The organism is Vibrio sp. 1-Bac 57 (assembly GCF_037546855.1).
Classification (GTDB): domain Bacteria; phylum Pseudomonadota; class Gammaproteobacteria; order Enterobacterales; family Psychromonadaceae; genus Psychromonas.
On the sequence record NZ_JALAAC010000008.1, the window covers coordinates 143,974 to 167,946 of the forward strand.

General features: G+C 36.5%; 22 protein-coding genes. 10 read left to right on the forward strand and 12 right to left on the reverse strand.

Annotation, left to right across the window (positions count from 1 at the left end; genetic code table 11):
- Positions 1 to 273: 273 nt before the first annotated feature.
- The 3 genes from MT391_RS07590 to uxuA all read left to right on the forward strand — a co-directional run bounded on the left by MT391_RS07590 (position 274) and on the right by uxuA (position 3,502).
- A complete protein-coding gene (locus MT391_RS07590) occupies positions 274 to 1,260 on the forward strand; it encodes a TRAP transporter substrate-binding protein (RefSeq protein WP_499497384.1) in 987 nt (328 codons plus the stop codon).
- A 238-nt stretch (positions 1,261 to 1,498) separates the two neighbouring features.
- Positions 1,499 to 2,245: an FCD domain-containing protein gene (locus MT391_RS07595; protein WP_499497386.1), complete on the forward strand. Its 747-nt coding sequence runs from the start codon at positions 1,499 to 1,501 to the stop codon at positions 2,243 to 2,245.
- Between the two features lie 75 nt (positions 2,246 to 2,320).
- On the forward strand, positions 2,321 to 3,502 hold the full coding sequence (gene uxuA, locus MT391_RS07600; protein WP_299663769.1) for a mannonate dehydratase: 1,182 nt from the start codon (positions 2,321 to 2,323) through the stop codon (positions 3,500 to 3,502).
- Positions 3,503 to 3,984: 482 nt separating this feature from the next.
- On the opposite strand, the gene MT391_RS07605 is transcribed toward uxuA, so the two are convergent.
- Complete coding sequence (locus MT391_RS07605) at positions 3,985 to 4,164, reverse strand: hypothetical protein (RefSeq protein ID WP_499497387.1); 180 nt, start codon at positions 4,162 to 4,164, stop codon at positions 3,985 to 3,987.
- A 64-nt stretch (positions 4,165 to 4,228) separates the two neighbouring features.
- On the opposite strand from MT391_RS07605, the gene MT391_RS07610 reads away from it, so the two are divergent.
- The 4 genes from MT391_RS07610 to MT391_RS07625 all read left to right on the forward strand — a co-directional run bounded on the left by MT391_RS07610 (position 4,229) and on the right by MT391_RS07625 (position 11,414).
- A complete protein-coding gene (locus tag MT391_RS07610) occupies positions 4,229 to 4,837 on the forward strand; it encodes a hypothetical protein (protein WP_499497389.1) in 609 nt (202 codons plus the stop codon).
- On the forward strand, positions 4,812 to 7,049 hold the full coding sequence (locus MT391_RS07615) for a hypothetical protein (protein ID WP_499497391.1): 2,238 nt from the start codon (positions 4,812 to 4,814) through the stop codon (positions 7,047 to 7,049). Before MT391_RS07610 ends, MT391_RS07615 begins: the two co-directional genes overlap by 26 nt.
- Positions 7,042 to 10,131, forward strand: a complete 3,090-nt coding sequence (locus tag MT391_RS07620; protein WP_499497393.1) for a tyrosine-type recombinase/integrase — start codon at positions 7,042 to 7,044, stop codon at positions 10,129 to 10,131. The genes MT391_RS07615 and MT391_RS07620 overlap by 8 nt, the downstream gene beginning before the upstream one ends.
- 455 nt (positions 10,132 to 10,586) lie before the next feature.
- Positions 10,587 to 11,414, forward strand: coding sequence for a transposase family protein (locus MT391_RS07625; protein ID WP_499497395.1), 828 nt, complete (start codon positions 10,587 to 10,589; stop codon positions 11,412 to 11,414).
- 33 nt (positions 11,415 to 11,447) lie between these two features.
- On the opposite strand, the gene MT391_RS07630 is transcribed toward MT391_RS07625, so the two are convergent.
- The 5 genes from MT391_RS07630 to celB are packed head-to-tail and all read right to left on the reverse strand — an operon-like array spanning position 11,448 to position 15,167.
- Positions 11,448 to 12,173 carry a copper homeostasis protein CutC gene (locus MT391_RS07630; RefSeq protein WP_499497397.1) on the reverse strand — a complete coding sequence of 242 codons (726 nt, stop codon included), beginning with the start codon at positions 12,171 to 12,173 and terminating at the stop codon, positions 11,448 to 11,450.
- Positions 12,174 to 12,229: 56 nt separating this feature from the next.
- Positions 12,230 to 12,544 carry a PTS lactose/cellobiose transporter subunit IIA gene (locus tag MT391_RS07635; protein ID WP_499497399.1) on the reverse strand — a complete coding sequence of 105 codons (315 nt, stop codon included), beginning with the start codon at positions 12,542 to 12,544 and terminating at the stop codon, positions 12,230 to 12,232.
- A gap of 9 nt (positions 12,545 to 12,553) precedes the next feature.
- Positions 12,554 to 12,859, reverse strand: a complete 306-nt coding sequence (locus tag MT391_RS07640; protein WP_499497401.1) for a PTS sugar transporter subunit IIB — start codon at positions 12,857 to 12,859, stop codon at positions 12,554 to 12,556.
- A gap of 11 nt (positions 12,860 to 12,870) precedes the next feature.
- Positions 12,871 to 13,833 carry a glycosylasparaginase gene (locus MT391_RS07645; RefSeq protein ID WP_499497403.1) on the reverse strand — a complete coding sequence of 321 codons (963 nt, stop codon included), beginning with the start codon at positions 13,831 to 13,833 and terminating at the stop codon, positions 12,871 to 12,873.
- A gap of 11 nt (positions 13,834 to 13,844) precedes the next feature.
- Complete coding sequence (celB, locus tag MT391_RS07650; RefSeq protein WP_499497405.1) at positions 13,845 to 15,167, reverse strand: PTS cellobiose transporter subunit IIC; 1,323 nt, start codon at positions 15,165 to 15,167, stop codon at positions 13,845 to 13,847.
- Positions 15,168 to 15,513: 346 nt separating this feature from the next.
- Between celB and MT391_RS07655 the strand changes: the two genes are divergently transcribed.
- Complete coding sequence (locus MT391_RS07655; protein ID WP_499497407.1) at positions 15,514 to 16,197, forward strand: ISAs1 family transposase; 684 nt, start codon at positions 15,514 to 15,516, stop codon at positions 16,195 to 16,197.
- Positions 16,198 to 16,270: 73 nt separating this feature from the next.
- On the opposite strand, the gene MT391_RS07660 is transcribed toward MT391_RS07655, so the two are convergent.
- From MT391_RS07660 to MT391_RS07685, 6 genes are all read right to left on the reverse strand, one after another.
- The gene (locus MT391_RS07660; RefSeq protein WP_499497409.1) at positions 16,271 to 16,978 is read right to left on the reverse strand and encodes an IS6 family transposase; all 708 of its coding nucleotides are present in this window, start codon (positions 16,976 to 16,978) and stop codon (positions 16,271 to 16,273) included.
- A 384-nt stretch (positions 16,979 to 17,362) separates the two neighbouring features.
- Positions 17,363 to 18,727, reverse strand: a complete 1,365-nt coding sequence (locus tag MT391_RS07665) for a heavy metal sensor histidine kinase (RefSeq protein ID WP_028868420.1) — start codon at positions 18,725 to 18,727, stop codon at positions 17,363 to 17,365.
- A 1-nt stretch (position 18,728) separates the two neighbouring features.
- Positions 18,729 to 19,412: a heavy metal response regulator transcription factor gene (locus MT391_RS07670; protein ID WP_028868421.1), complete on the reverse strand. Its 684-nt coding sequence runs from the start codon at positions 19,410 to 19,412 to the stop codon at positions 18,729 to 18,731.
- 13 nt (positions 19,413 to 19,425) lie between these two features.
- The gene (locus MT391_RS07675) at positions 19,426 to 19,878 is read right to left on the reverse strand and encodes a cupredoxin domain-containing protein (protein WP_499497411.1); all 453 of its coding nucleotides are present in this window, start codon (positions 19,876 to 19,878) and stop codon (positions 19,426 to 19,428) included.
- Positions 19,879 to 19,903: 25 nt separating this feature from the next.
- The gene (locus MT391_RS07680) at positions 19,904 to 20,803 is read right to left on the reverse strand and encodes a copper resistance protein B (protein WP_499497413.1); all 900 of its coding nucleotides are present in this window, start codon (positions 20,801 to 20,803) and stop codon (positions 19,904 to 19,906) included.
- Positions 20,800 to 22,566, reverse strand: coding sequence for a copper resistance system multicopper oxidase (locus MT391_RS07685; protein ID WP_028868424.1), 1,767 nt, complete (start codon positions 22,564 to 22,566; stop codon positions 20,800 to 20,802). Before MT391_RS07685 ends, MT391_RS07680 begins: the two co-directional genes overlap by 4 nt.
- A gap of 366 nt (positions 22,567 to 22,932) precedes the next feature.
- On the opposite strand from MT391_RS07685, the gene MT391_RS07690 reads away from it, so the two are divergent.
- On the forward strand, positions 22,933 to 23,265 hold the full coding sequence (locus tag MT391_RS07690; RefSeq protein ID WP_499497415.1) for a P-II family nitrogen regulator: 333 nt from the start codon (positions 22,933 to 22,935) through the stop codon (positions 23,263 to 23,265).
- Positions 23,266 to 23,390: 125 nt separating this feature from the next.
- Entirely contained in the window at positions 23,391 to 23,783 is a 393-nt protein-coding gene (locus MT391_RS07695) for a DUF3316 domain-containing protein (RefSeq protein WP_028868426.1), read from the forward strand.
- The last annotated feature ends 190 nt before the right edge of the window (positions 23,784 to 23,973 follow it).

A 23,973-nucleotide genomic window follows, 5' to 3' on the forward strand; every position in this document is an offset into this window, starting at 1 on the left:
GATCTATTTTTTGTGAAATTGATAAAGATATTGATTGGGATGGATTTAAGCACAGGCTTAAAATTATTCTTGTGATGTATACCCCACAAATATTGGTCAGTCCAATTTTAAGTAAAAACCATGACATTGGTCGATCAATTAGTATAACCTGCTTTTTATTTACCTTTAATTCGTTTATTTTGCTTGCTAAGTAACCAATAAAGGTATCGTTAAATTATTGGTCTACCAATAGTATCGAGCTTCTAAATACTTTTTACATCATGGAGATATATAATGAGTTGGAATAAAACAGTACTAAATACGCTTCTATCTTGTGTGCTAGTTTCATCTACTAGCTTTGCATCAGCAACTACAACACTTAAGATTAGCCATAATCAGGATCGCAATCATCCCGTTCACAAATCAATGAAATACATGGCAGAAAAAGTAAAAGAATATACTGATGGTGAAGTCGTCATTCGAATTTATCCAGATGGACAATTAGGTACACAGCGCGAATCTATGGAGCTTTTACAGAATGGCGCGCTTGATATGGCTAAGTCTAATGCGAGTGAAATGGAATCTTTCGAACCATCTTATGGTGCTTTTAACATTCCTTACATTTTCCATGATCGTGACCATTTTTATCGTGCAATGCAGAGTGATGTTGGTGAGAAAATTCTCGCATCTTCTTATGATAAAGGTTTCATTGGCCTAACTTACTATGATGGTGGCTCACGTAGTTTTTATGCACAAAAAGCTATTAACTCTCCTGCAGATTTAAAAGGTATGAAAATCCGTGTTCAACCAAGTCCTACTGCAGTCGAAATGGTTAAGCTAATGGGGGGCTCTCCTACACCTCTAGCATATGGTGAACTCTATACTGCCTTGCAGCAAGGTGTTGTAGATGGTGCTGAAAATAATCCTACTGCACTGACTAATAATCGTCATGGCGAAGTGGCTAAATTTTATAGTCAAGATGAGCACACAATGGTTCCTGACGTACTGTTAATTAGCTCAAAAGTGTGGGATAAACTACCTAAAAATCAACAAGAAGCTCTTAGAAAAGCAGCGAAAGAGTCTATGATTTTTCATAAAGATCTTTGGGCTAAAATGACTAACGAGGCGCTTAAAAAAGCACAAAATTCTATGGGGGTTAAAATAGTACAAGTTGAAAAACAACCCTTTATTGATGCAGTCAAACCAATGCATGATAAAGCACTTAAAAATCCAGAAATCGCTGAATACGTTATTGGCTTTGACGCATTAGCAGAAAAATGAAGACTAACCTTAAAAGCACAGTGATGCGTTTTTAAGGTTACTAACAAAATATTGTCGTATTACTAATGCACTTAAAATATCACTAATTCTATTGACAATTATTAATAGAATTAGTGATTTAAGACCTAAACTGATTTTTTGATTTAAAAAGCTTAAAAAAACATCAGTACAGTAGTGCATTTTGGTGATCAACTTCGTGGTAATATTATGTCCACTCATTAACTTTTAAGCTGTACTTATGACTATTGCTACTATGCCTACTACAAGACTCTATCAGAAAATAGGTTTGGCGCTTCAAGAGCGTATTAAAGCTGGTGAATTTAAGATTGGAGATCGATTGCCCCCTGAACGTGACATTGCAGAAGCAATGCAAGTCAGTCGTTCAGTAGTTAGAGAAGCAATTGTAATGCTCGAACTAAAGGGACTAGTTAATGTACGCAAAGGATCAGGAGTTTATGTAGATAAACTATTTAGTGCTAATCAACTTCATTCGGTTAATTCCAGCAGTGAGGTCTCTGATATTGGCCCCTTTGAACTAATTCAAGCACGCCAGGTACTAGAAAGCCAAATTGCAAGTTTTGCGGCTATGAATGTGACCAAGAATGATATTTCAAAGTTACGTGAGGCTTTGGATACTGAGCTCATACAATTAAAGACTGGAAATAGTGATTATGATGGTGACAAAATGTTCCATTTAACAATCGCTGAAGCCTCACAAAATAGTGTATTAAGTGACATTGTTCGTGACCTATGGCTACGACGCGAGCAAAGTCCGATGTGGCGTCATCTTCACTCTCGTATTACTGATGTCTCATATCGAACTGCTTGGTTAGAAGATCATGAAGTTATATTGCGAGCATTGAAGCGAAAAGATCCTGAAGCGGCGAGAAAAGCGATGTGGGACCACCTTGAAAATGTAAAACAAACTCTTTTGGAATTGTCTGATATAGATGATCCCTTATTTGACGGATTCTTATTCCGTTGATGTCAGAAATTTAATTTAATAACTAATTTATTATTAAAGACTAATGAGTATTATCTAAATATAGGAGATTTAATTATGGAACAAACTTGGCGTTGGTATGGGCCAAATGATTTAGTTTCTCTAAATGATATTAAACAAGCAGGAGCGACTGGTATTGTAAATGCTCTTCATCATATTCCTAATGGTGAAATATGGACAAAAGAAGAAATCCTTAAACGCAAAGTTATAATTGAAGCACAAGGTTTTACATGGTCTGTAGTTGAAAGCGTACCTGTACATGAAGAAATAAAAACACGATCAGGTAACTACCAAGTATGGATTGATAACTACAAGCAATCATTGTTGAACTTAGCTGAATGTGGCATTAATACTGTATGTTATAACTTCATGCCTGTGCTAGATTGGACTCGTACTGACTTAGAATACGAATTAGCTGATGGCTCAAAAGCTCTACGTTTTGATCAAGTTGAATTTGCTGCATTTGAGTTGGAAATTTTAAAAAGACCGGGTGCAGTAGCTGATTATAGTGAAGAAGAGCAAGCAGCTGCTAAAGCTTGTTTTAATGCGATGAGCAAGCAACAAATTGATAAACTAACTGCTAATATTATTGCTGGCTTACCAGGTGCAGAAGAAGGTTATACTCTTGAAGAGTTTCAGGCTCGTTTAGATACATATAAAGGTATTGATAAAGAAAAACTAAGGGAAAATATGGTACTTTTCTTAAGAGAATTAATGCCAATTTGTGAGCAGTTTGGGCTTAAGTTAGCCTTACACCCCGATGATCCTCCACGTCCGATCTTAGGTTTACCACGTATTGTTTCAACAATAGAAGATATCGAAGCACTTGTTTCAGCCGTTCCTAATCAAATGAATGGAATCACTATGTGCACGGGATCGTATGGTGTGCGTGGTGATAATGATTTAGTGAAGATGATCAATACTTATGGCGATCGTATTTATTTCACTCATCTGCGTTCGACTCAACGTGAAAAAAATCCTCTGAGTTTCCATGAAGCATCTCATCTCGAAGGCGATGTCGACATGTATAATGTGATCAATGCATTACTGAAAGAAGAGAAACGTCGTAGAGATATAGGTGAAGCATGTCCAATTCCTATGAGACCTGATCATGGTCACCAAATTATTGACGATCTCAATAAAAAGGTCAATCCAGGCTATTCATGTATTGGTCGCTTAAAAGGTCTTGCTGAAATTCGAGGCTTAGAGTTGGCTCTTAGAAAAACATTTTATGAATAAATAAGTCATAGAATACTAGCATACTTATTGCAAGGGCTACCGGTCAGGTATTGTCAACTTAACAACTCTACTATCAATTATACGATAATCTGCAAATGAAAAAATTCAAGTATCTATGCAGATTATCGTTATGTACTTCAATATTGAATCCGCACCATACAGTTTAGCTTTATCATCGTTTTACGATCAGCTTTCGTGATATCGAAGAATTGCTGGTAACTAGAGTCGTGGTTGTTAGTCATAAAACGATTCGCTAATGGTGTAAGGAATGCTGCGCTATTTATTACCACCGAATTAAAAAGAACCTCGATCAGTTTTGAGAATTGTCAACTTAGCAACTCCTTGGGATAATTACAGACCTATTAATGGTTTATACCATTCTAGCAAACGATGAAAAACACTAAAATATAATCGATGCCACAGATTTTTATTTATCAAATGGCAGAAACAAAAAAACCAAGCATAAGAGCTTGGTTTTAAAGTTACTTTCTATAAAAAATATTGGAGCGGGCAGCGGGAATCGAACCCGCATTATCAGCTTGGAAGGCTGCAACCATACCCAATACAAACCACTGTAAAATAACAATTCTTTTTAAATCAATGACTAATATCACACTTTGAATTTGACTATAAAGCCATTTAACACCATATTTAAAAGACAATCGATAAAGTGGCCACTATAAAAAGGACACTTTAGGTACCAAAAATTAATGAGTGGTGACTGTTTTGGCAAGACTTCTATCAACAGCAAAGAAGAAAGAAACTTCTATTGAACTACATCCACTAGTTGAAAATGCTTATTCATTTTTCCACTCACAATCGTTTTTATTCGATAAAGTAAACCTTGGTTTAAATGTATTAGAGTCATTACAAAGTGAACAAATATTTTCTGTAATACGTTCCGATGATAAATATCTATTAATAAGTGGATTTGAAACATTGGGATTTTCAATAGAAAGTTTTGATTTTAGAGATCGAATTCTGATCGTTTATGACAACCTATCAGATAAAGAAATTGAAGAAAAAGCATGGTCTGGTGTTTTTAAGATTCTGCTTTCTTCAATGCAAGAAAATCAGTTAGAGCCTTTTCGCAATTCACTAAACAATTCAGCCCCAGAATTTATTATTAAAAAATTATTCTTATCTAAAAAACTTACCCAAAAAAGTTTATCTGAATGCACTCCAATTAGCATTTCAGGATTAAAAAAACAGAAGAAGAGAGCTACCTCTCTTATTTTACATCAGTCACAAACTGATGCAGACACAACACAAAAAAGTCTACTAGAAAATATTTTTGAGGCCATATTAAATGTCGCTAAAAATCATAAAAAATGAAATGAATTTGGAAGAAAATAAAGCTATTTTTTTCCAAAGTTTGTTCAGTCTGTCTGAGGCTGAAAATAGTGCAATAGCGAATGAAGTGATTCGTTTATGTTACCTCGTTCCACCTCAATATTTAGATTTTTTCAATGGCCGAGAAGTATTGATTAACGAAGCGCATAAGCATCAAAGAAATGAGTCTATTACATTAGAAAGCACATATCAGAGCCTACAAGAAAAGCGCCTTTTACTCCTTAAATACATAGCCGCATTTATTTCAGCTGAAATCGAACGAACTAGTGATTATGTAAATAAATTTGACCAATATAAAGCGCTATCTTTACTTTCCATAATGCATCTCAGTTGCCGAGGCGATCACGAACACTCCCGTCTATGTAATGAACTTCGACAATGTACACTCGGAAAGAGAGGTGAATTAATCAAGTATTTACCTAACATCAACACTTTGGACCTGGTTTCATTAATCGACTCTCTTGGTAAGTTACAACATATAGAAAACCTCAATAATACTTCCGTACCTGAGCAAATAGGCAAAATTAAAAGATCATTATTCTATGTTTTCAGTAATCGAAAAAAAATAACACACAACGTAAAACCCGGAGAATTTAAAAAAGAGGGTAAATTAAAGTTCGTTCAGAAACAAAGGTGGGGCGATGATAATGATACAGAGCTGATAGAGATAAAAGAATTAAACTTTGGCACAACAGAAAAAGACAGTCCATATTGGGGTGAAGAGGAAGAACGCTCTTCGCTCTCAAGAACGCTGACAATTGTATCGTCAGCGAAAAATATAAGTAAAAGCTATGGGGCACAAGCCATAGAAGCCAGGGCTATAAATGAGAACATACGGAAAAAAAGTATGTCATTAACGTGCGATATACAGCATGTCACTCCTTATGAGTTACATCTTCTTGTTTCATCTTGTGTAAAATTTTTAATGGATAAATCATCATTTCAAAAAGAATCTCAAGTTCTTCTTCTTATGCTTTTAACTGGAAACTCTTTTTCAGAGCTTACTAACGGCAAGGCTTATAGAAACAACTCAGGTAAAATCGTAGGTATAAAGCGCAGTTTAAAACTTCCTTCCCAGCAAGCACTTAAAGAGTTACAACCTTTATTGAGTAAAATAACGATCAACTATCCACTATTACTACCTTCCAATTTACTCTTCAGGTTAACAAGCTTTACCTTCAAGACAATGACAGAAGAAAATTTAAAAAAATGTATTTCCTCTTTAAATAAACATTACGACATTAACCTTACCTTAACGAAAGTTTCATCATATTTAATACAAGTTTTAAAGGGCAATGGTATTGACTGCACCGTAATTGATTTAATTACAGGTTATGAAATCAATAACCAACCTGCCCGTTTTTATACTCGTATCCCCTATGCAACATTAGATTCCATTTTTATTAAATATCTGACTCATATCGGGCTTGCAGGAGAAACTGACTATCTAGATGTAAGAGAGCATATAGATGACGAATTTGAACAACTATTCCTTGGATCACCTCTTTTTGTTGAGACGCCTATATTACAGGCGCTTTTTTCTCAACTAAAAACATTAATCAATAACATACCAACCGAACATTCTGACTATTTTTCAGAAAACTCGCATAATTTAAGACTTCTTTATCTTCAATTAATGTTAGGGCTTGTCAGTGGATACCGCCCTGTAAATGGTTGGTTTGGTTATATCAATGATATTCACTTTGCCACAGGCGAGTATCGTATAGCAGAAAAAGAGCGCGTAGTAGGGTATAGCGGAAGAGTGATCATTATCCCGAAAACTGTTCTATTTCATGTCCAACAATACATTGATTATTGCGAGCAAGCTACGATCTACTTTTCTCATACTCACCCAGTTTTATCTGTCAGGTATAAACAATCTATTCAAGCGGATATGCCATTTTGCTTTTATCGACACCAAGAAGAGATCCAAGAAGTTAGCCCCTCAACTTATATGTTACATATTAACCAGATTTTTCCATTACCGGAGAATTGGACACGCCATTATTTACGAACCCTTTTATTTAACCACCAGGTATCCGATGAAATCATTGGCGCGTGGTTAGGACATATGCATTCAAACCAATTACCTTTTGCACAATTTAGCCAAATGAGTAGACACAATTTATTTGAAGTAAGGGACATACTTGAAAAGCATTTAACTCTTTTATTATCTGGAGGAGCAAATGAGTAATAACCACGGAGGAAAAATAGGAGAAGAGACTCGGGGGGAAAACCGCTACAAACATATTCAAGCAGTTAGTAAAAAATCAACGGCGTTATTTGATTCGATTTTCACCCAAGTAATGCCTCCTTCTGAAGATGAATTTCTAACAATGTGGGATAAATTTAGCCAAGGATTAAGCGATACTTTTGGAAAACAAAAAGATTACCGATTAGCTTTTAATCGTGGACTAAACACAATAAAGCACTATCAAGAGCAACATGGCTGGATATATTCGGCGCCAAGCTACCTGATAACCAACAAGCCCCCCATTCAGTTTCGCTCCCCTAAGTGGCTTAAAGGGGCATGGTCTCTTTATGATAGTTTTCATGAATGGAAACAGGCTAATTTAAAAAACACCTCTCAAGAGCCACAGTACCGTTATCAATGCCTTTTACTTTCTTTATTAATGGATTCAGGGCACTGCAACATTGATGTAATAAAGTCCTTTAATCATTTATTAAGCTCGAGGGAAGACTTATCTTTACAAGGCTTTTCAGATTACACTTTTGTAACATTAGAAATAGAGAGTGATCACCTTAATACCAATGATACTCTCAATGGAAAACGCCTTACTACTTATCAATGCTACCTTTCTTCAAAAACACTCGGACAACTCAAACTGTGGCAGAAAGTAGATAAAAAAAATTGGCTTTATCCTCATGATGCATCATCGCTTTTGGCTATCATAAATAATAATTTTCAATTCAATAAACACTTTCCATCTAGCCTAAAACAACTCTGTTCATGTGCTGCATTTTGGTATGAATTACATAGTAAGCCCAATATTAGTGAAGCACTCATAGAATATAGAGTTGGCCGCACTCACTCATATTCATTGCCGACCTCAAATTTAAAGCGTTTAATAGTCCCAATCATTTATCCAGTTGAATCATCTTCATTTTATTCTTTTAGCAACGATGTACACATAAAACATACGCGCCCTCCATCTACTAGAGTCGGCCAAAAATCAATTCTCCAAAATCAATACATTACCCAATTAAAAATAGCCTGCGCGCCAACTGAAAGAGGGAATAAAGTATCGCAAGAAAAAACCAGAAGTAAATTAGAAGCATTACTGGGTAAATATCAATTTAGTGATTGGCAACAGGTATTCATTGAATGGTTAATCCATAAAACGTATGGCTGCTCCGCAAAAACAGTTCACCAATACATGCTCAATCAAGTTAAGTATTGGATATTAATGAATTCAGAAAGTTCATTATCAAACATCACAACGACAATTGATTTAGAAGAGGCCTATCAAGAGCAAGCCAATCGACACATGACATCAAAATCAGAAAAGTATTATATGGGTCGATTAAAAGAACTTCATGCTTTTGCATTGCCTTTACTCAATCTACCCGTAATAAGTGATGAGTTCTTTTATACCAATGCCTGCAAAAGTCACACCCGAGCAGGCATCGTTGATGAAGCACTTTTTAAAGCTCTTTTAGTTCATATAAGTACATTAACTGATATTAATGCATCAGATAAACTTCTTGTTCAAACCGTTTGCATCATTTCATATCGTTGTGGATTACGTATGGCTGAGCTATATAAACTCAAAATAGATAATATCGAAAATTCTGCTACAGGGTGGATTGATATTCGATCTAACAATTTAGGAAATAATAAAACAGCGAGTAGTCTTCGAAAAATACCACTTTTCCCGCTTCTAACAGACGAAGAGAATAACTTGGTATCTCAATACCTTGTTAATAAAAAAAGAGATAACGTTGCAAAGACTGCACCATTATTAACGATGGGAATAGACTTACACACCCCCTTTGATATGTTTAACGTATCAAATTATGTTGGAAAAGTACTTCGCGCTTTATCTGGCGAACAACACTATGTATTTTATCATTTAAGGCATAGTTGCCTTAGCCGGCTTCAATTGATGTTAGAGCACGATGCCCCTAAATCATTACTACCAGGATTTTTCCCATACTCTGATGAACAAAATAAAAAAATAAAGAACATATTATTTAAATCAACTTATAGTTACGGATACTGGGAAATAGCAGCATTTTCAGGACACGAAAGTCCTAGTATGACTTTTAAACACTATTTACATCTTAGCGACCTATTATCGGCCCCTAATTCCACTGAAAAAAAGACAGTCATTTCTTTAAGTGAAGCGCAAGTATCGGGACTGTGCTCTCGTCGTGAATTTCAAAGGATATTGAAAGAGAATAAAGAAGTGTTAATAGAAGACTGTATAACGCCATTAAACAACTCGCTACATAGAGTCGATTTAAGCAAAAGTGTTCTTAGCATTGATCCTGAAATAACCCGCTTAGATATACCAACTAAAGAAGATATTAGTATCACTAACTGTTATCAAGTTTTAGAAGCAATCTCTAGTGGAGAAGACATAAATAAGCTCACTTATCGCTTCCACATTTCACAAGAAACAATCGAGAAATGGTTATCTAACAGTCTTATTACCAAATCAATAACCATTGATTCAAATCGTGACAATGTTAATAAAGCACTTAATAACACAGGGGAAATCTATGCTATTTCACGCCTTTTCTCAAAAAATAGAACGCATGCTTTAGTCCTTGGAAATTTAAAAACACAAGAGGAAAAGAAGTATGCAGATAAGTTCATCACAGCTCTGCGTGAAAATTACAAACCAAACAAAGTGAATATCATTGAAATGATGAATTACAGCTTAACTCACTGCTCTAGTAATAAATCAGGGATCCGATTTAACAGCCCTTCAACTTTAAAAAAATTCCTCGATACCTTTAGTTTTGCTATTCCTAAATCACATTGGCGAGCAGTTAAGTTCAATATTAGAAATAGCAATATTAAAGAGGAGTGGAGCGCTATTTTAACAGGTATTTCTACTATAGAAGAAAAACAAGGAACCCGCACAGGTAGAGGAGGAAATGGCGCAATCCGGCTAGAGTTAATCAGTCCCAGTGAGAAGCTTTATACAAAAGGGAGGAAATTGAAAAAGTATTCATCGCACCTATTCATTTACATAATGTTCATGACATTTATTCTGATTCACAATACAGGCGATAAAAAAGATTAAATATTATTAAAATCACTTTGTTAATAAATTGGTATTGTCATCTTATGTGATAGCACCTTATTTTTAGATCACTACCGGATAGTTCCATAACTGACAACGATACCTCTAGCTGTGAGCAGTTCTTCAATATCACTAAAGCTCAGTATAAAGCCAAACTGCATGGCTGGTTATTTGTGCAGGATAACAGTAACCTGCGTAGATATTATAATTATTCACCTACAGATTATTTCATAATTGGGGAGGCAGTTGTTAACTTGACAGTACCGTCTGGAGTAGAGTCGTTTTTCAAAACAAGGCATATTCCCATTAATCCCATATCAATACTCTATTGATCAATGCCACAAACTCTTTCAATTAATCTTCCTTAAATACGCCAATCTTCGACATATCAACTAGTCATGTTTAAAATTAAACGCCATAATGAGATAAGATATAAAGGTGCCTAGAATAAAATTATGGAATTAAAACTACACTCAAATGCAAGCACAACGCCGCGTACTCGAAAATATATTCAGTCTTCATCTAAGTCGGATAATGAACTAGCGAAAGAGCTAAGTATATCGATCGATACAGTTAGACGATGGCGTAATCGTGAGTGTTTTCATGACAAATCACATAGGCCAAAGTTAATCCATAAGACTCTTACTGAAGAACAAGAGTTGCTAATTATTTACTTAAGAAAAAGATTACATCTCTCTCTTGATGAATTGTTAGAGGCATCACGTATGCTAATTAATAAAAGCACATCGCGAGTCGGTATTAGTCGGTGCCTCAAAAAATATGGTATTGGGAGAATTAAAAAAAATAACTCTAAGCAAGAAAAAAACAAAGTTATTCTTGACTGTTTCAAGCTGCCACCTTTGATGTCAAAGCAGACTCGCTACCTTCTGGTCTTCATAGATGATAAGAGCTCATACATTAGTTTTGCACTGGTTGATGATGGGGATAAAAAGGCAATAGATAATATTTCAGATTTCCTACTAAATATAGTTCCTCATGGATTTGATTACATAGAATCATCGCCTAATAAGATTGCAATGACGATAGCTAATAACATATGTGATAGCGTGACATCTCATGATGACGCTTTCATGCATGATGACTATGGGGTGAACATCCATAATTTCAATATATGTATCGATGAAATATTATCGGGTGAAATTTTTGATAAGCGGCTTGGACTTGGCGCAGTGGTGCTTGAATATGAAGATATGCTGAACAAACGTATTATTCGGAACCGATTAAATTCTCAGACCCCTTATTCATTTATTACTAATAAATAATAATTTCCCGTTGATCATTAAACGGGAAATTAATTAAAACAGGTCAACTACTTGCTTAATTTTATCGTAACAAGTTATCGATATATTAGCGTCACTGTCACAGTGTTTCCCCATCTTAACGCCTTTACTTGAGATCATTTTACTCGGTCTTAACCTTTTTCCTGATAGATGTATCTCAGATACCCCTGTTATGTTAACTATATCCAATGCATTGACATGCGACACTCCAGCGCCTGCCATTATTTTTATTTTAGCACCTGCAATTTTGTTTAGTTCTGAGATTAATTCAACGCCTTCGATAGCGGTTGCATTTAATCCTGAGGTTAGCACTCTGTCACAGCCGTACTCGATCAATAAAAAAATTGAATCGAACGGGTTATCTACTAAATCAAATGCTCGATGAAAAGTAACCCCTATACCGTTAGCAGCAGTAACAAGTTTAAGTAGCGCTTTAGTGTTAACTGTACTATCTTCGTTTAATACGCCAAATACAACGCCATCAACACCGATAGACTTAAAGAGATAAATATCATTTATCATAATATTTATCTCTTCATCACTATAAACAAAATCACCGGCTCTAGGTCTTATCATTGCATATACCGGTACAGCGGAGTCAACAACCGCAGCTATCGCGAAGCCAATAGAAGGGGTCAGCCCACCAAGCTCAAGCGAGCTGCATAACTCGATTCTATCAGCCCCAGCCTTGCAGGCTGTGAGCAATGATTCGTGGTTATCAACACAAACTTCAATTTCCAATTACTTCTCCAATAAATAAAGCAGGCAATACCCCACTGATGAACCCTCTTAAAAAATCACGCTATCTTTTTGTGAAGGTAGATAATCTCTTTAGTAAGGTCCATCAATAGAACCGCATTCATGAGATGATCTTGTGCGTGAACCATAACTATATGTATTGGTAATTTGCCTTCACCTTCATCAAATTCAATTAGCTTTGTTTGTATCAAATGTGCATCTTTAAGAGCGGACTCTGCCTCTTCGATGCTAGCCTCTGCAGCATCGAAATTTTCTAATCTGGATTGAGACATCGCTTGCATTAGTAAGCTCCGACAATTACCTGCGCTGACAATTAGTGTCATCACATTCATTTCATAATCTTCATTATTCATTTCTGGCCCTTAAGCAATCAGTTCAAAAGCTTGAGAAAGGATTTTATCACCATCTGTCATCCCATAAGCCATCATATTAATTAGATCGATGGGCTTTTCTCTTTCGTCAGCAATTACTTTAAACTCAGCTAATTTATAGCTAATTTGGGGCGCTAATAAAATGACATCAAAGTCATTAACTACAGATTTAAACTCTTGAGAGCCTTTAGCTTCAATTACAACTTCGATCCCCTTCGATTCAGCAGCTTCTTTCATGCGCTTAACAACAAGACTCGTTGACATACCCATATCGCAAATTAGTAAAATTTTTTTCATGATGATTCCTTTTATTCGATTGTGGCGGTTATTCTTGTTTGATAAGCCTCTAACCATTCATTAGTAGCAATTTTATGTTTTGTATGTTCTCCATCACGAACGCAGACATAGATGGTTGGTTCATGTTTTGAAGTTGATACAGAGAAGGAGAAGTCATCTATATTAGTAGCTGCTCCGAAATCCCCCTCATTATTAATACATACAACTGATAAGTCACCTGCTCGTCCATACCTAGCAATCAGTTTTTTTTCCAAATCATTAATTGTCGACTCTGCCGCCTCTTGCGGCGACATGCCAGTCCTCATACGAGAGACTATCTCATAGCTAACGCAACCTTTCATAAGATCTTCACCTAGGCCGGTTGCGGTTGCTGCACCAACATCACTATCGGCATAAAAACCAGAACCAGAAACAGGTGAATCACCAACGCGACCAGCTCGCTTCATAAACAGGCCACTTGTTGATGTACCAACACAAATATTTCCATTCATATCAAGAGCAGCAATACCTACAGTGTCATGTCCAGTATAAGGAGATAAGCCACGACCTATAGTCTCTTTACATCGTTTCACATAATGCTGGTTAGCTCGCTCAGTTAACATTGTTTTTTTTTCAAAACCGTTACTAAAAGCCCAGTTTTCAGCTCCAACACCGACCATGAAACTATTGAATCGCTCTTTACTCAGTGCTTCAGCAACCAAAATTGGATTTTCTACATCTCGAACACTAGCTACGGCTCCAACAGCTAACGTTGTACCATTCATGAATGCTGCATCTAGTTCCACAACGCCATCTTCATTAGGTAATCCACCGAATCCAACACTTTTGTAATATGGATAGTCCTCAACTTCTTTTACCGCAGTGATAACTGCACTTTCGGCGCTTTTATTATCACTAAGCATTTTTGTTCCATGGCTGATGCCGTCAAATGCCATGCGCCAGGTACCGATCATTCCCCAATTCTTGTTTTTCATTGTCATCCTTTTTATGCCTTAACTGCTTGATCGATAGTTGTATCAGATTTTTCACTTTTAATTTTCACTTCTGTGGCCTGATATTGTTTATCAATAACCCGGAGGAAAGGAAGATAAATAATTGCACCTATAGCTAGATTAACTATCTGCATAATTGCACCTGAAACGCTTGCTGTAACAATAAAACCAGAGAATACAGCAGGTAATGTCCATGGGATAAATGCTCCTGTCGTAGTCGCAACCAAGCCAGTTGACATAGCGATATACTGAGTTGAAATTAGAATAATCGGTACTAAATTAAACGGAATAAGCATGATTGGGTTCATGATAACTGGTAGTCCAAAAAGAACAGGTTCATTAATATTAAAAATGGAGGATCCTGCCGCAAGTTTACCTACCTTCCTAACGTGTTGTGAACGGGCAAATATAAGAACAGCAATAATTAACGATAATGTTGCTCCAGCACCACCCATCCATATCATATCAAAAAATTGTTCTGTTATGACGTGCGGAGGGGTCAATCCATTTGCTACTGCAGTTAAATTATCCTGCTGATTTTCTGCCCATACAGGACGCATTATCCCGTTAACCATCGATCCACTATTGATACCTACGGACCATAAGACAGTGATTGATATACCAGTTAAAATTGCGCCAATGAATGATGTACCGAAGGAACGAACCGGTGTAGCGAGAACATCATAAATAAATTGGTGGATAGTATTGAAGTCCGTTGATGCAAAAATGAGTCTTACCGCAAGGGCAAGGCAAAGAACAACTGTTGCAGGTATGAGTGCTGCAAATGACTTCTCTACTGCAGGAGGAACACCATCAGGCATTTTAATTGTGATCTTCTTATCAATGAACCATTTGAATATTTCTGTACATAAGATAGCACTGATCATAGCGACGAATAAACCACGAGATCCAAGCCATTCAGTTGGTATTACAACACCGAGAGCATCAGATTTTGCAAATGGCGTTAAAACTAAAAATGCAGATAACGAAAGTATTCCTGCTGATATGGGATCAATGTTATATCGTTCAGCAAGTCGGTAAGCGACTAAAAACGATATGAATAATGACATTCCAGCAAATATCACTGAAAATGGGATCTCAATATTATTTCCCCAGTCAACACCAAATATAGATGCCATGAACTCTTTATACGCAACACTTGGGAATGAGCTTATAACCAGTAAAATTGAACCTACAATAATGAACGGCATAAACGAAATATATGCATCTCGAATTGCCCCTAAATGCCTTTGTTGAGCGACTCTACCTGCGATAGGCATCAATTTTCTTTCTATAAACATCATAATTTTTTCCATAACCACATCCTCATTGTAATTTGCAATCAAGTGATACTTAAATTCAAATATAAACCCAAGCAACTAAAATAGATTGTTATTTTATTAAAATAACACGATAAGTATCACCTGATTACTTAAATTTAGTAAATATGTGACAACTGTATACTTATAGTAATCATGAACTAAAAAGTAGCTTCGAAAAGTTAATAAATGTGAATCCAATATAGTGATGTCACATTTCCCAAACTTAGAGATTTCACATTCTGCTATGGTTAGTTTCCATTGCTAACCAGGGCAAGATCATGAACTTGTATTCATGTAGTAAACTATGATCAAATAGGCTTCTTATAAATAGAAGCCATTTATGTTATCTGCTTTTAATGAACATTTCTCTTCAATTCCCGATCTTCGCCAACAGTCTAAAGTTGAGCATAAACTTCATGATATTCTATTAACACTTATTGTGGGTGTCATCTGTGGTGCCGATGGATGGGAAGCTATAGAAGAAGTTGCTCATAATAAAAAAGAACTGCTTAATAAATATGGCTCATTTGAAAACGGTATTCCAGTCCATGACACAATAGCCCGTGTTATTTCAACAATAGCACCAGACAAATTACAACATTGTTTTATCAGCTGGATGAAAGCGGCTCATGTCTCAACAAAAGGCGAAGTTATCGCCATCGATGGCAAAACAGTCAGAGGCTCTTTTGATAAGCAATCTAAAAAGAGTGCAATCCACATGGTCAGTGCTTTTGCTGCAAATAACGGTGTTGTTCTTGGCCAAATAAAGACAGAAGAAAAATCAAATGAGATCACCGCAATCCCTCAACTCCTCGATTTATTAGATGTCGAAGGTAGCATAGTAACGATTGATGCAATAGGCTGCCAAAAAGCGATTGCAACAAAAATTAAAAGCAAAGGTGCTGACTATATACTTACAGTTAAAGGCATCAGGGGCATTTTCATCAATCGATTAAAGACTTTTTTACTATTTGTCGTGAAGATAATTTTTCTAATGTACCTCATCAATTCCATGAAGAAGTAGATGCGGGTCATGGGCGAATAGAGGGTATTGTCAACTTATCTGACTAGGATGACTAAAGGCTATAAAAATAGCCTTAATCTAAATTTTGGATACAACTAACCTGCACCCATTCAGAGAATGAGCGATCGCGGAATGCTCTATAATGTTTCGCTTGCATTAAATGACGGCCAAAACGAAACAGATTATTTACCACTCCGTGGCAACTTAAAAACCGCTGGGCTTGACCCTGTGATTTGAATTTACGCATCTGTCGTTCTTGTTGCCGAGTAGGCTGATGTGAGAGCTCACATCCATTATTTTCATACTGAACCGTTGAGTGTTCTACACTTGGCATTAATTCTTTTTTTGCTGCAGAGTAGCTTGCTAGTTTATCAGTCACAACCTTTAATGGCGTACCTCCCTGCCCTTTTAATAATCGTTTAAAGAAGCGCATCGCTGCCGCCTTATTCTTTCGTTTCTGAACTAAAATATCTATTTCATCACCATCTTGATCAACCGCTCGCCAAAGGTAATGTAATACGCCATTTATTTTGATAAAGACCTCATCCAAATACCAGGTATCACCAAGTTGACCGCGATTCTTTTTGATCTTGTTGCAATAGATAGCACCGTATTTTTTACACCACTGTCTAATCGTTTCATAGCTGACAACAATGCCTCTAGCAGCGAGCAGTTCTTCAATATCACGAAAGCTAAGTGTAAACCGATGATAAAGCCAAACGGCATGGCTGATGATTTGTGCAAGGTAACGATAACCGGCGTAGATATTAGAATTATTCATCTGCAGATTATCGCATAATTAGTGAGGTAGTTATTAACTTGACAGTATCTCCGTCACAACCTTTAACTGTATGCATCCTTATTCTTAAAAAGCGTATAGCAGCCCTCTTGTTCTTTCATTTCTAGCCAAACTGCATGGCTAATTATTCGTGCAGGAAGCGATAACCTGCGTAGATATTAGAATTTTTCATCGAGATATTATCGCATAGCTGATGCAGAGGTTGTTGAGATGACAGTATCCAAATGCCAATGCTCAATTAGCCGGTATAGTGAAGCAATTGAAGCTAAAGTCATTAGTTCAAGTCGAGAATTACAACAAATAATTATTCCATTGATAAAACTCACAATGCAAAGGTATTTTGCTTAAGCAAACAAGCGAAGTCATTTATAAAATACGTTTACTCCCAGCGTTAAAGCAAAGTGTAAATTTTGTAACATTGTTTTCTGACACGACGGATATTTTCCCATTGTGTAATTCAACAATCGATCTGGTAATTGCCAACCCAAGCCCAACACCTTCATGTTTACTATGTGTTCTTGATTTATCGGCCCGATAGAAACGCTTAAATAGGTGTGGAATATCATCAGCTGAGATTGTTTTTCCTTTATTTTCAATAGTTGCAATTACTTGTCCATTTTGCTCGTTGAGCTTGACTATAATTTCACTATCACTGTCACCGTAGCGAATGGCATTGGATAGTAAATTACTAAAAGCACGTCGTAACATCAACTTGTCACCACTCAGTGTAGCCGTTCCGATTAATAATAGTGAGACCGAACTTTCCTCTGCAAGTGCTTCATAAAAATCAAAAATATCACTCACCTCTTGCTCTAATGAAAGCTGCTCTCTATTAATATTCAAGTGTTGATTATCAGACTTTGCAAGGAACAACATATCTGTAATCATGCGTGATAAACGCTCATATTCCTCAATATTAGAGGCCAGCGTATTAATATACTCTTCCTTCTCTCTTGGATAACTCAAGCAAACTTGAGTTTCAGTCATCAAATTATTTACAGGAGTACGTAATTCATGTGCAATATCTGATGAAAAGTGAGTAAGCGCAGTCATGGCCACTTCAAGTCGATCTAACATTTGATTTAATGTACATGATAATGAGTATATTTCGATAGGCAGATTATGAGTTGGCATACGTTTACTTAAATCTTTTTTTGAAATTAACGATGCTTTTTTAGTCAACTTAACCAGCGGTAATAAAGCTTGTCGTGTCATAAACCAACATAATAGAACGCTCAACGCACCCACAACTAATGTGAACTTAATTAACATCTCTTTAAAAACAGTTAAAAATTCCAAGTGATGGTTAATATTAACGGAGAGAGTGGCTTGAAGTAGTGGCAGTTCAGGTTTTTTACCCTTCATTTCAAAACGCATCGCAAGAAACTTCGCGCTATTATCTGACCAATAGAACACCTTCATCAACTGTCTAACTTGTTCAGTAGAATCAAGCAATGCTTCGCCGTATATAATTTTGTTTTGATCTTTTATTTGAATCGTTAACCCTGCATGGCGAGCAACTTCACTAGTAATGTTCATTAAGTTACTGCTTTTGTTATTGGAATAAAGCGATTGTAAAACGCTTATTTTATCTTCAAGCTGCTGTTTGTCTTGTTCAATAAAATGCTTACCAACGGCATCGTTTACTAACCACAATACACTACTAATCACCAGCAGGATTGAGCCTAAAAAATATAATGTTAAACGTTGAGTTAAAGAATGCTTAAACATATTATATCTCTTTCGCCTCCAACACATACCCCATTCCGCGCATAGTTTGTAACAACTTTGTATCAAAAGGAGTATCTATTTTGTTACGTAATCGGCGAATAGAAACATCAATGACATTAGTATCACTATCAAAATTCATATCCCACACTTCAGATGCAATTAAAGCGCGTGAAAGTACTTCTCCTTGATGGCGCATAAAGAACTCTAGTAGATTAAATTCTTTCGCGGTTAATGTTATCTTTTGGCCTGCACGTTGTACTTTGCGACGCAACAAATCTAACTCTAAATCAGCAATACACAGAGTATTTGTTTCAGTATTGCTTTTATTGCCTCTTTTTAAAATTGCACGTACACGAGCTAATAGTTCGGAAAAAGAAAAAGGTTTAATAAGATAATCATCAGCACCTAGCTCAAGTCCTTTTATACGATCTTCAACTTTATCGCGAGCAGTCAAAAATATAACAGGTGTTTCATTATCTTGTTTGCGCAACTGTGCGAGAATCTGCCACCCATTTAAATCGGGCAGCATTACATCTAAAATGATTAAATCATGATGCTGGCTAGTTGCATGATACAAACCATCAATACCATTAGATGACAGGTTTACAATAAACCCTGATTCAGTTAATCCCTGTCGTAAGTATTGCCCTGTTTTGGGTTCATCTTCAATAATCAAAATTTTCATTGCTGCCTACTAATTATTTAACGTTAAATGTTCCACTCATTCCTGCTTCATAATGGCCAGGAATTAAACAGGCAAAACTAATTTTACCAGAACGATTGAATGTCCACATAATCTCACCCATTTCATTAGTTTCTAAACTAACTGCATTAGGCTCATCGTGTGCCATATTGGGCATATTTTGCATCATTTTAGCATGCTGCTTAAACTCAGCGATCTCACCGATCACCAGCTCATGTTTTAATTGGCCGATGTTATTTATCATTAAACGTACAGTTTCTCCTTTTTTAACATTCAAAACATCAGGCGTAAAACGCATTGTATCATCCATTGTCACTTCAATAGTTCGCGTTGTATTATGCAATGTACTTGCTATCGCATCTAAATTTTTATTTTCTTCATGACCTGCACTTGCAGATACCACCGCAGAGAATAATGTTAGTAATAAAACAGAAGTAAGTTTTTTCATTTTTTTTCCTATCTATATTTATTGCTTAAAACCAAAATTTTAGGCCAGCGACCCAATTGATTTGCTGACTCTCATCGCCTTCGCTTATGCTAAGGTCAGCACTGTTTCCAAATAACTTGACCCACTCTACGCCGATATAAGGAGCAAATTGGCGTGATATTTCATACCTTAGCCGTGCACCAAGCACAACATCGGAAACACCTTTACCTTGACCCTGTTCTAAATCATCTTTAGCAAATGCACTAAGCTCAATACTAGGCTGCAGTATTAAGCGCTGCGTAAGTAATAGTTCATATTCAGCTGAAATCTGAAATTCACTTTGCCCACCTTTAGTTAAATAAAACATAGCGTCGATTTCAAACCAGTAAGGTGTTAGCCCAGAGCCACCAGCAGCCAGCCATGTTTGGTTTTCATATTCACCCGTATCATAACGAAGACCAAGCTCAGTATTCCAAAATGTAGTCAAAGCAGAACTCCATAACAACTCACTGCTGGACTCATCAAGTTTCCCGCTATCGCTAAGCTCTCCCTCAAAATTAACTAATAATTTATCATAATCGCTTCCCACCCAAAATTGACTGTCATAAACCCATTCATAATCACCACGGTTATTGCTGTATTCAAAGCGGTCTACATTCACCCCCCAAAATAGCATTTCATCAGCAAGTTTTAGCTGCTTAGGCCCAGCTATTGAAAATGGAGCGTCCTTAAGGGTATAACCATCAGAATACTGGTGTGCTGAACGTGTTGTTAATAACAGGGAGTCTTTCTCATTGTCTCCAGACATATCCATCTGTGAATGATCCATCTTTTGCATCTCAGCATGAGAAGTCATTTGCTGCGCAAAGCTACTAAAAGATAAAATGCTCAATAAACTCAATAAACTGATGCTCTTAACCAACGGCATATAGGTTGTTTTGTTCATGACACCACCACTTTGCGAAACATACCCGCTTCCATATGAAAAAGAAGATGACAATGCCAAGCCCATTGCCCTTTTGCATCAACACTGACTAAAAAGCTTAAACGCTGCGCAGGTTGTACAGGGATGGTATGCCGACGAGCTAGAAAGTTACCGTCAGCGTCTTCCAAATCGCTCCACATGCCATGTAAGTGCATAGGGTGTGTCATCATTGTATCGTTATGTAAAATAATACGAATGCGCTCTCCGTAGTTAAGATGGATTGGGGTTGAACTACCAAACTCTACCCCGTCAAAGGACCAAGTATAACGTTCCATATTGCCCGTTAAATGCAACTCTAACTCTCTATCAACTGGGCGAACGTCAATGACTCCACCAACGGTTTTTAAATCTGCAAGCGTTAACACTCGGCGCCCATTATTACGTAACCCAACACCAGGGTCATCCAAATTAATACGTGGTGTATCTACTCGCATATCAACAGAAGGGCCTTGCTCTTGTATAGCATGGGATACTGTCTGACTTGCTTTATTACGGCTGGCAGGCATCTCCATTTGTGAATGATCCATTTTAGACATATCCATATCTGCCATGTTACCCATATCCATGCTCGACATATCCCCCATCATATCGACCATGGTTAATTCTTGAACCGGATCTAATGCCGGCACTTCTGCTGATAAACCCGGGCTACTCACCAATGTTCCCCGTGCATATCCGCTTCTATCCATTGCCTGTGCAAAAATGGTATAAGCAGCTTCCGCTGGCTTAACTAATACATCATAAGTTTCACCAGGACCAAACCTAAACTCATCAACTTCAACCGGCTCTAATTCACCACCATCTGCACCAACAACGGTCATTTTAAGTCCTGGAATACGCACATCAAAAAAACTATTACCTGCTCCGTTAATAAAGCGTAACCGGATTTGCTCACCCTGTTTAAAAAACGTTGTCCAATTATTTTTGCTGCTCTGCCCATTCATTAAATAAGTCAGCGTATTAGCAGAAAGATCTGCTAAATCAGTTGGACTCATACGCATCTCATTCCACATCTTACGCTTTCCAATCGCACCTGAAAGGCCACTTTTTTCAACATCATTGAAAAAATCAAATAGGGTTGGTTGATTATAATTATAATAATCCCCTTGGGTTTTAAGCTTTCCAAATACTGCCATCGGATTTTCATCAGTCCAGTCAGATAAAACAATCACTTTATCTTGCTCAATATTTATTTTTTGTTCCGCAGTCTCAATAACAATACCCCCATACATACCCGTCATTTCTTGAAAAGCTGAATGAGAGTGATACCAGTAAGTCCCACTTTGTGCGAGTGTAAATTGGTAAGTAAAGGTTTGCCCAGCTTTAATGCCAACAAAACTGATACCGGGTACACCATCCATTTGATACGGTAAAATAATACCGTGCCAATGAATGGAGGTATCCACATCAAGTGTATTAGTAACGTGAATGGTTATAGTTTGCCCCTCTTTCATGCGTAAGGTTGGCCCAGGAATTAATCCATTTATAGTGGTCGCAATACGCTTTTTCTCTGTGATATTGAGCAGCGTTTCACCAACCGTTAAAAAAAACTCATCACCCGATAATGTCGATTTCTGATGAGATTGATCAAACCTGCTATCTTTTTTTGATTTTGCCATCGCGATTGGCATTAATGGTGTTAACCCCAGTAATGTTCCGGCAACCAGAATGTTTTTTGATAATTCGCGCCGTGATAAATTGAACATCTTATTTGCTTTATTCATCTACATAGACCCTATACTTAATTATTAATTAACTGCTGACAATCATAAGCTTAACTCCCCCCCACCAACATGACAGAAGAATGACAATATTGTCATGTTCCTTATTTTGTGGGGAAGATAACCAGTCATAAAATCAAGTTAATTTATACTCTAAATAGCAATCTAATTAAGAGATCTTTTTAGGTGCTAGGAAAAATGGATGAAAGCAAAGTATTGATTGCAGTAACTAGAATTCTCATTACAAAATCAATAACAAGCTTACGTTCATTTTAACAAGCATAAGTTAATAGGTGCTTAGGTAAATTGATACTTAGATAGATTGGTGTGTTGGTGTAAATACTTTTATTAATTATTTTAGGAGGTTATATGTCATATAAAAAAGTCACTGCGATTTTTGATCAAATAAAATTAACTGAAGTTGAAAACGCTTTAAAGCAACATTCTAACATTGGATTTACAATCCACTCTGTTGAAGGCAAAGGTACTTATGTTGATTTGTATAATATCAATACACTTTCCACACACATACAGATGGATATTTATACAAACCAGGACTGTGCGTTACAGGTAGCAAAAATTATTATTGATGCAGCTCATAGCAATAGTGAAGATGAAGGGCTAGTAGTCATTAGCGATATCGATACGCTATTTTCAATACATACAAAGCAACAAGTAAGTATTGATGAACTTAAATTATAAAATAACAGAATACTGTATTCTTACTGCAGATTAAAACATGACAAAGTCGTAATCTGTGCGACAGCATGGTGTCATGATGATTTGGTTATTATTAGTGTAAATCAATCACAGCAAAGGAAATACACATGAAAAAATCATTATTAGCAGTAGCAACTTTATTATTAGTAAGTACCCACACCATGGCTGATTCAATTGAGACTATGGATAAAGCTCATATGAATACGGGCGCAAATTATAGCTTAATTACCAAGACAACAACGTTAGTTTCTGAGCCAACAACGAGTCGTAACGCAGCTTATCAGCAAGGTTATGAAGTCATGGGTAATTTACATGGTAAGTCATCACAAGAACTGGTAACAATTCTCAAAACATCTTTAATTAATCTAGATGTTAAATCTGTTATGGTCGTAGATAAAGAAGTGACAGTGAAAGAGTTCTCGAAACAGCCAAATGTTATTAAATATCAAGCATTAGTTGATGTAAAATATCACTACCGTATATACGAATCAGATAATTAAAATGAGCTTCATAAATTAGTTTAGATAATAACGTTGAGTAAAAGATAAGTATTTATTTTAGATTATCAGTACTATGATTTTGCTCAACTATATTATTGAAGTGTTTAACATCAAATAACTCCTTCCTTACAATTAAGCCCAGTTCAATCCCCTTTGTCCATTGTTGTACATTGTTGTCATACATACCCGT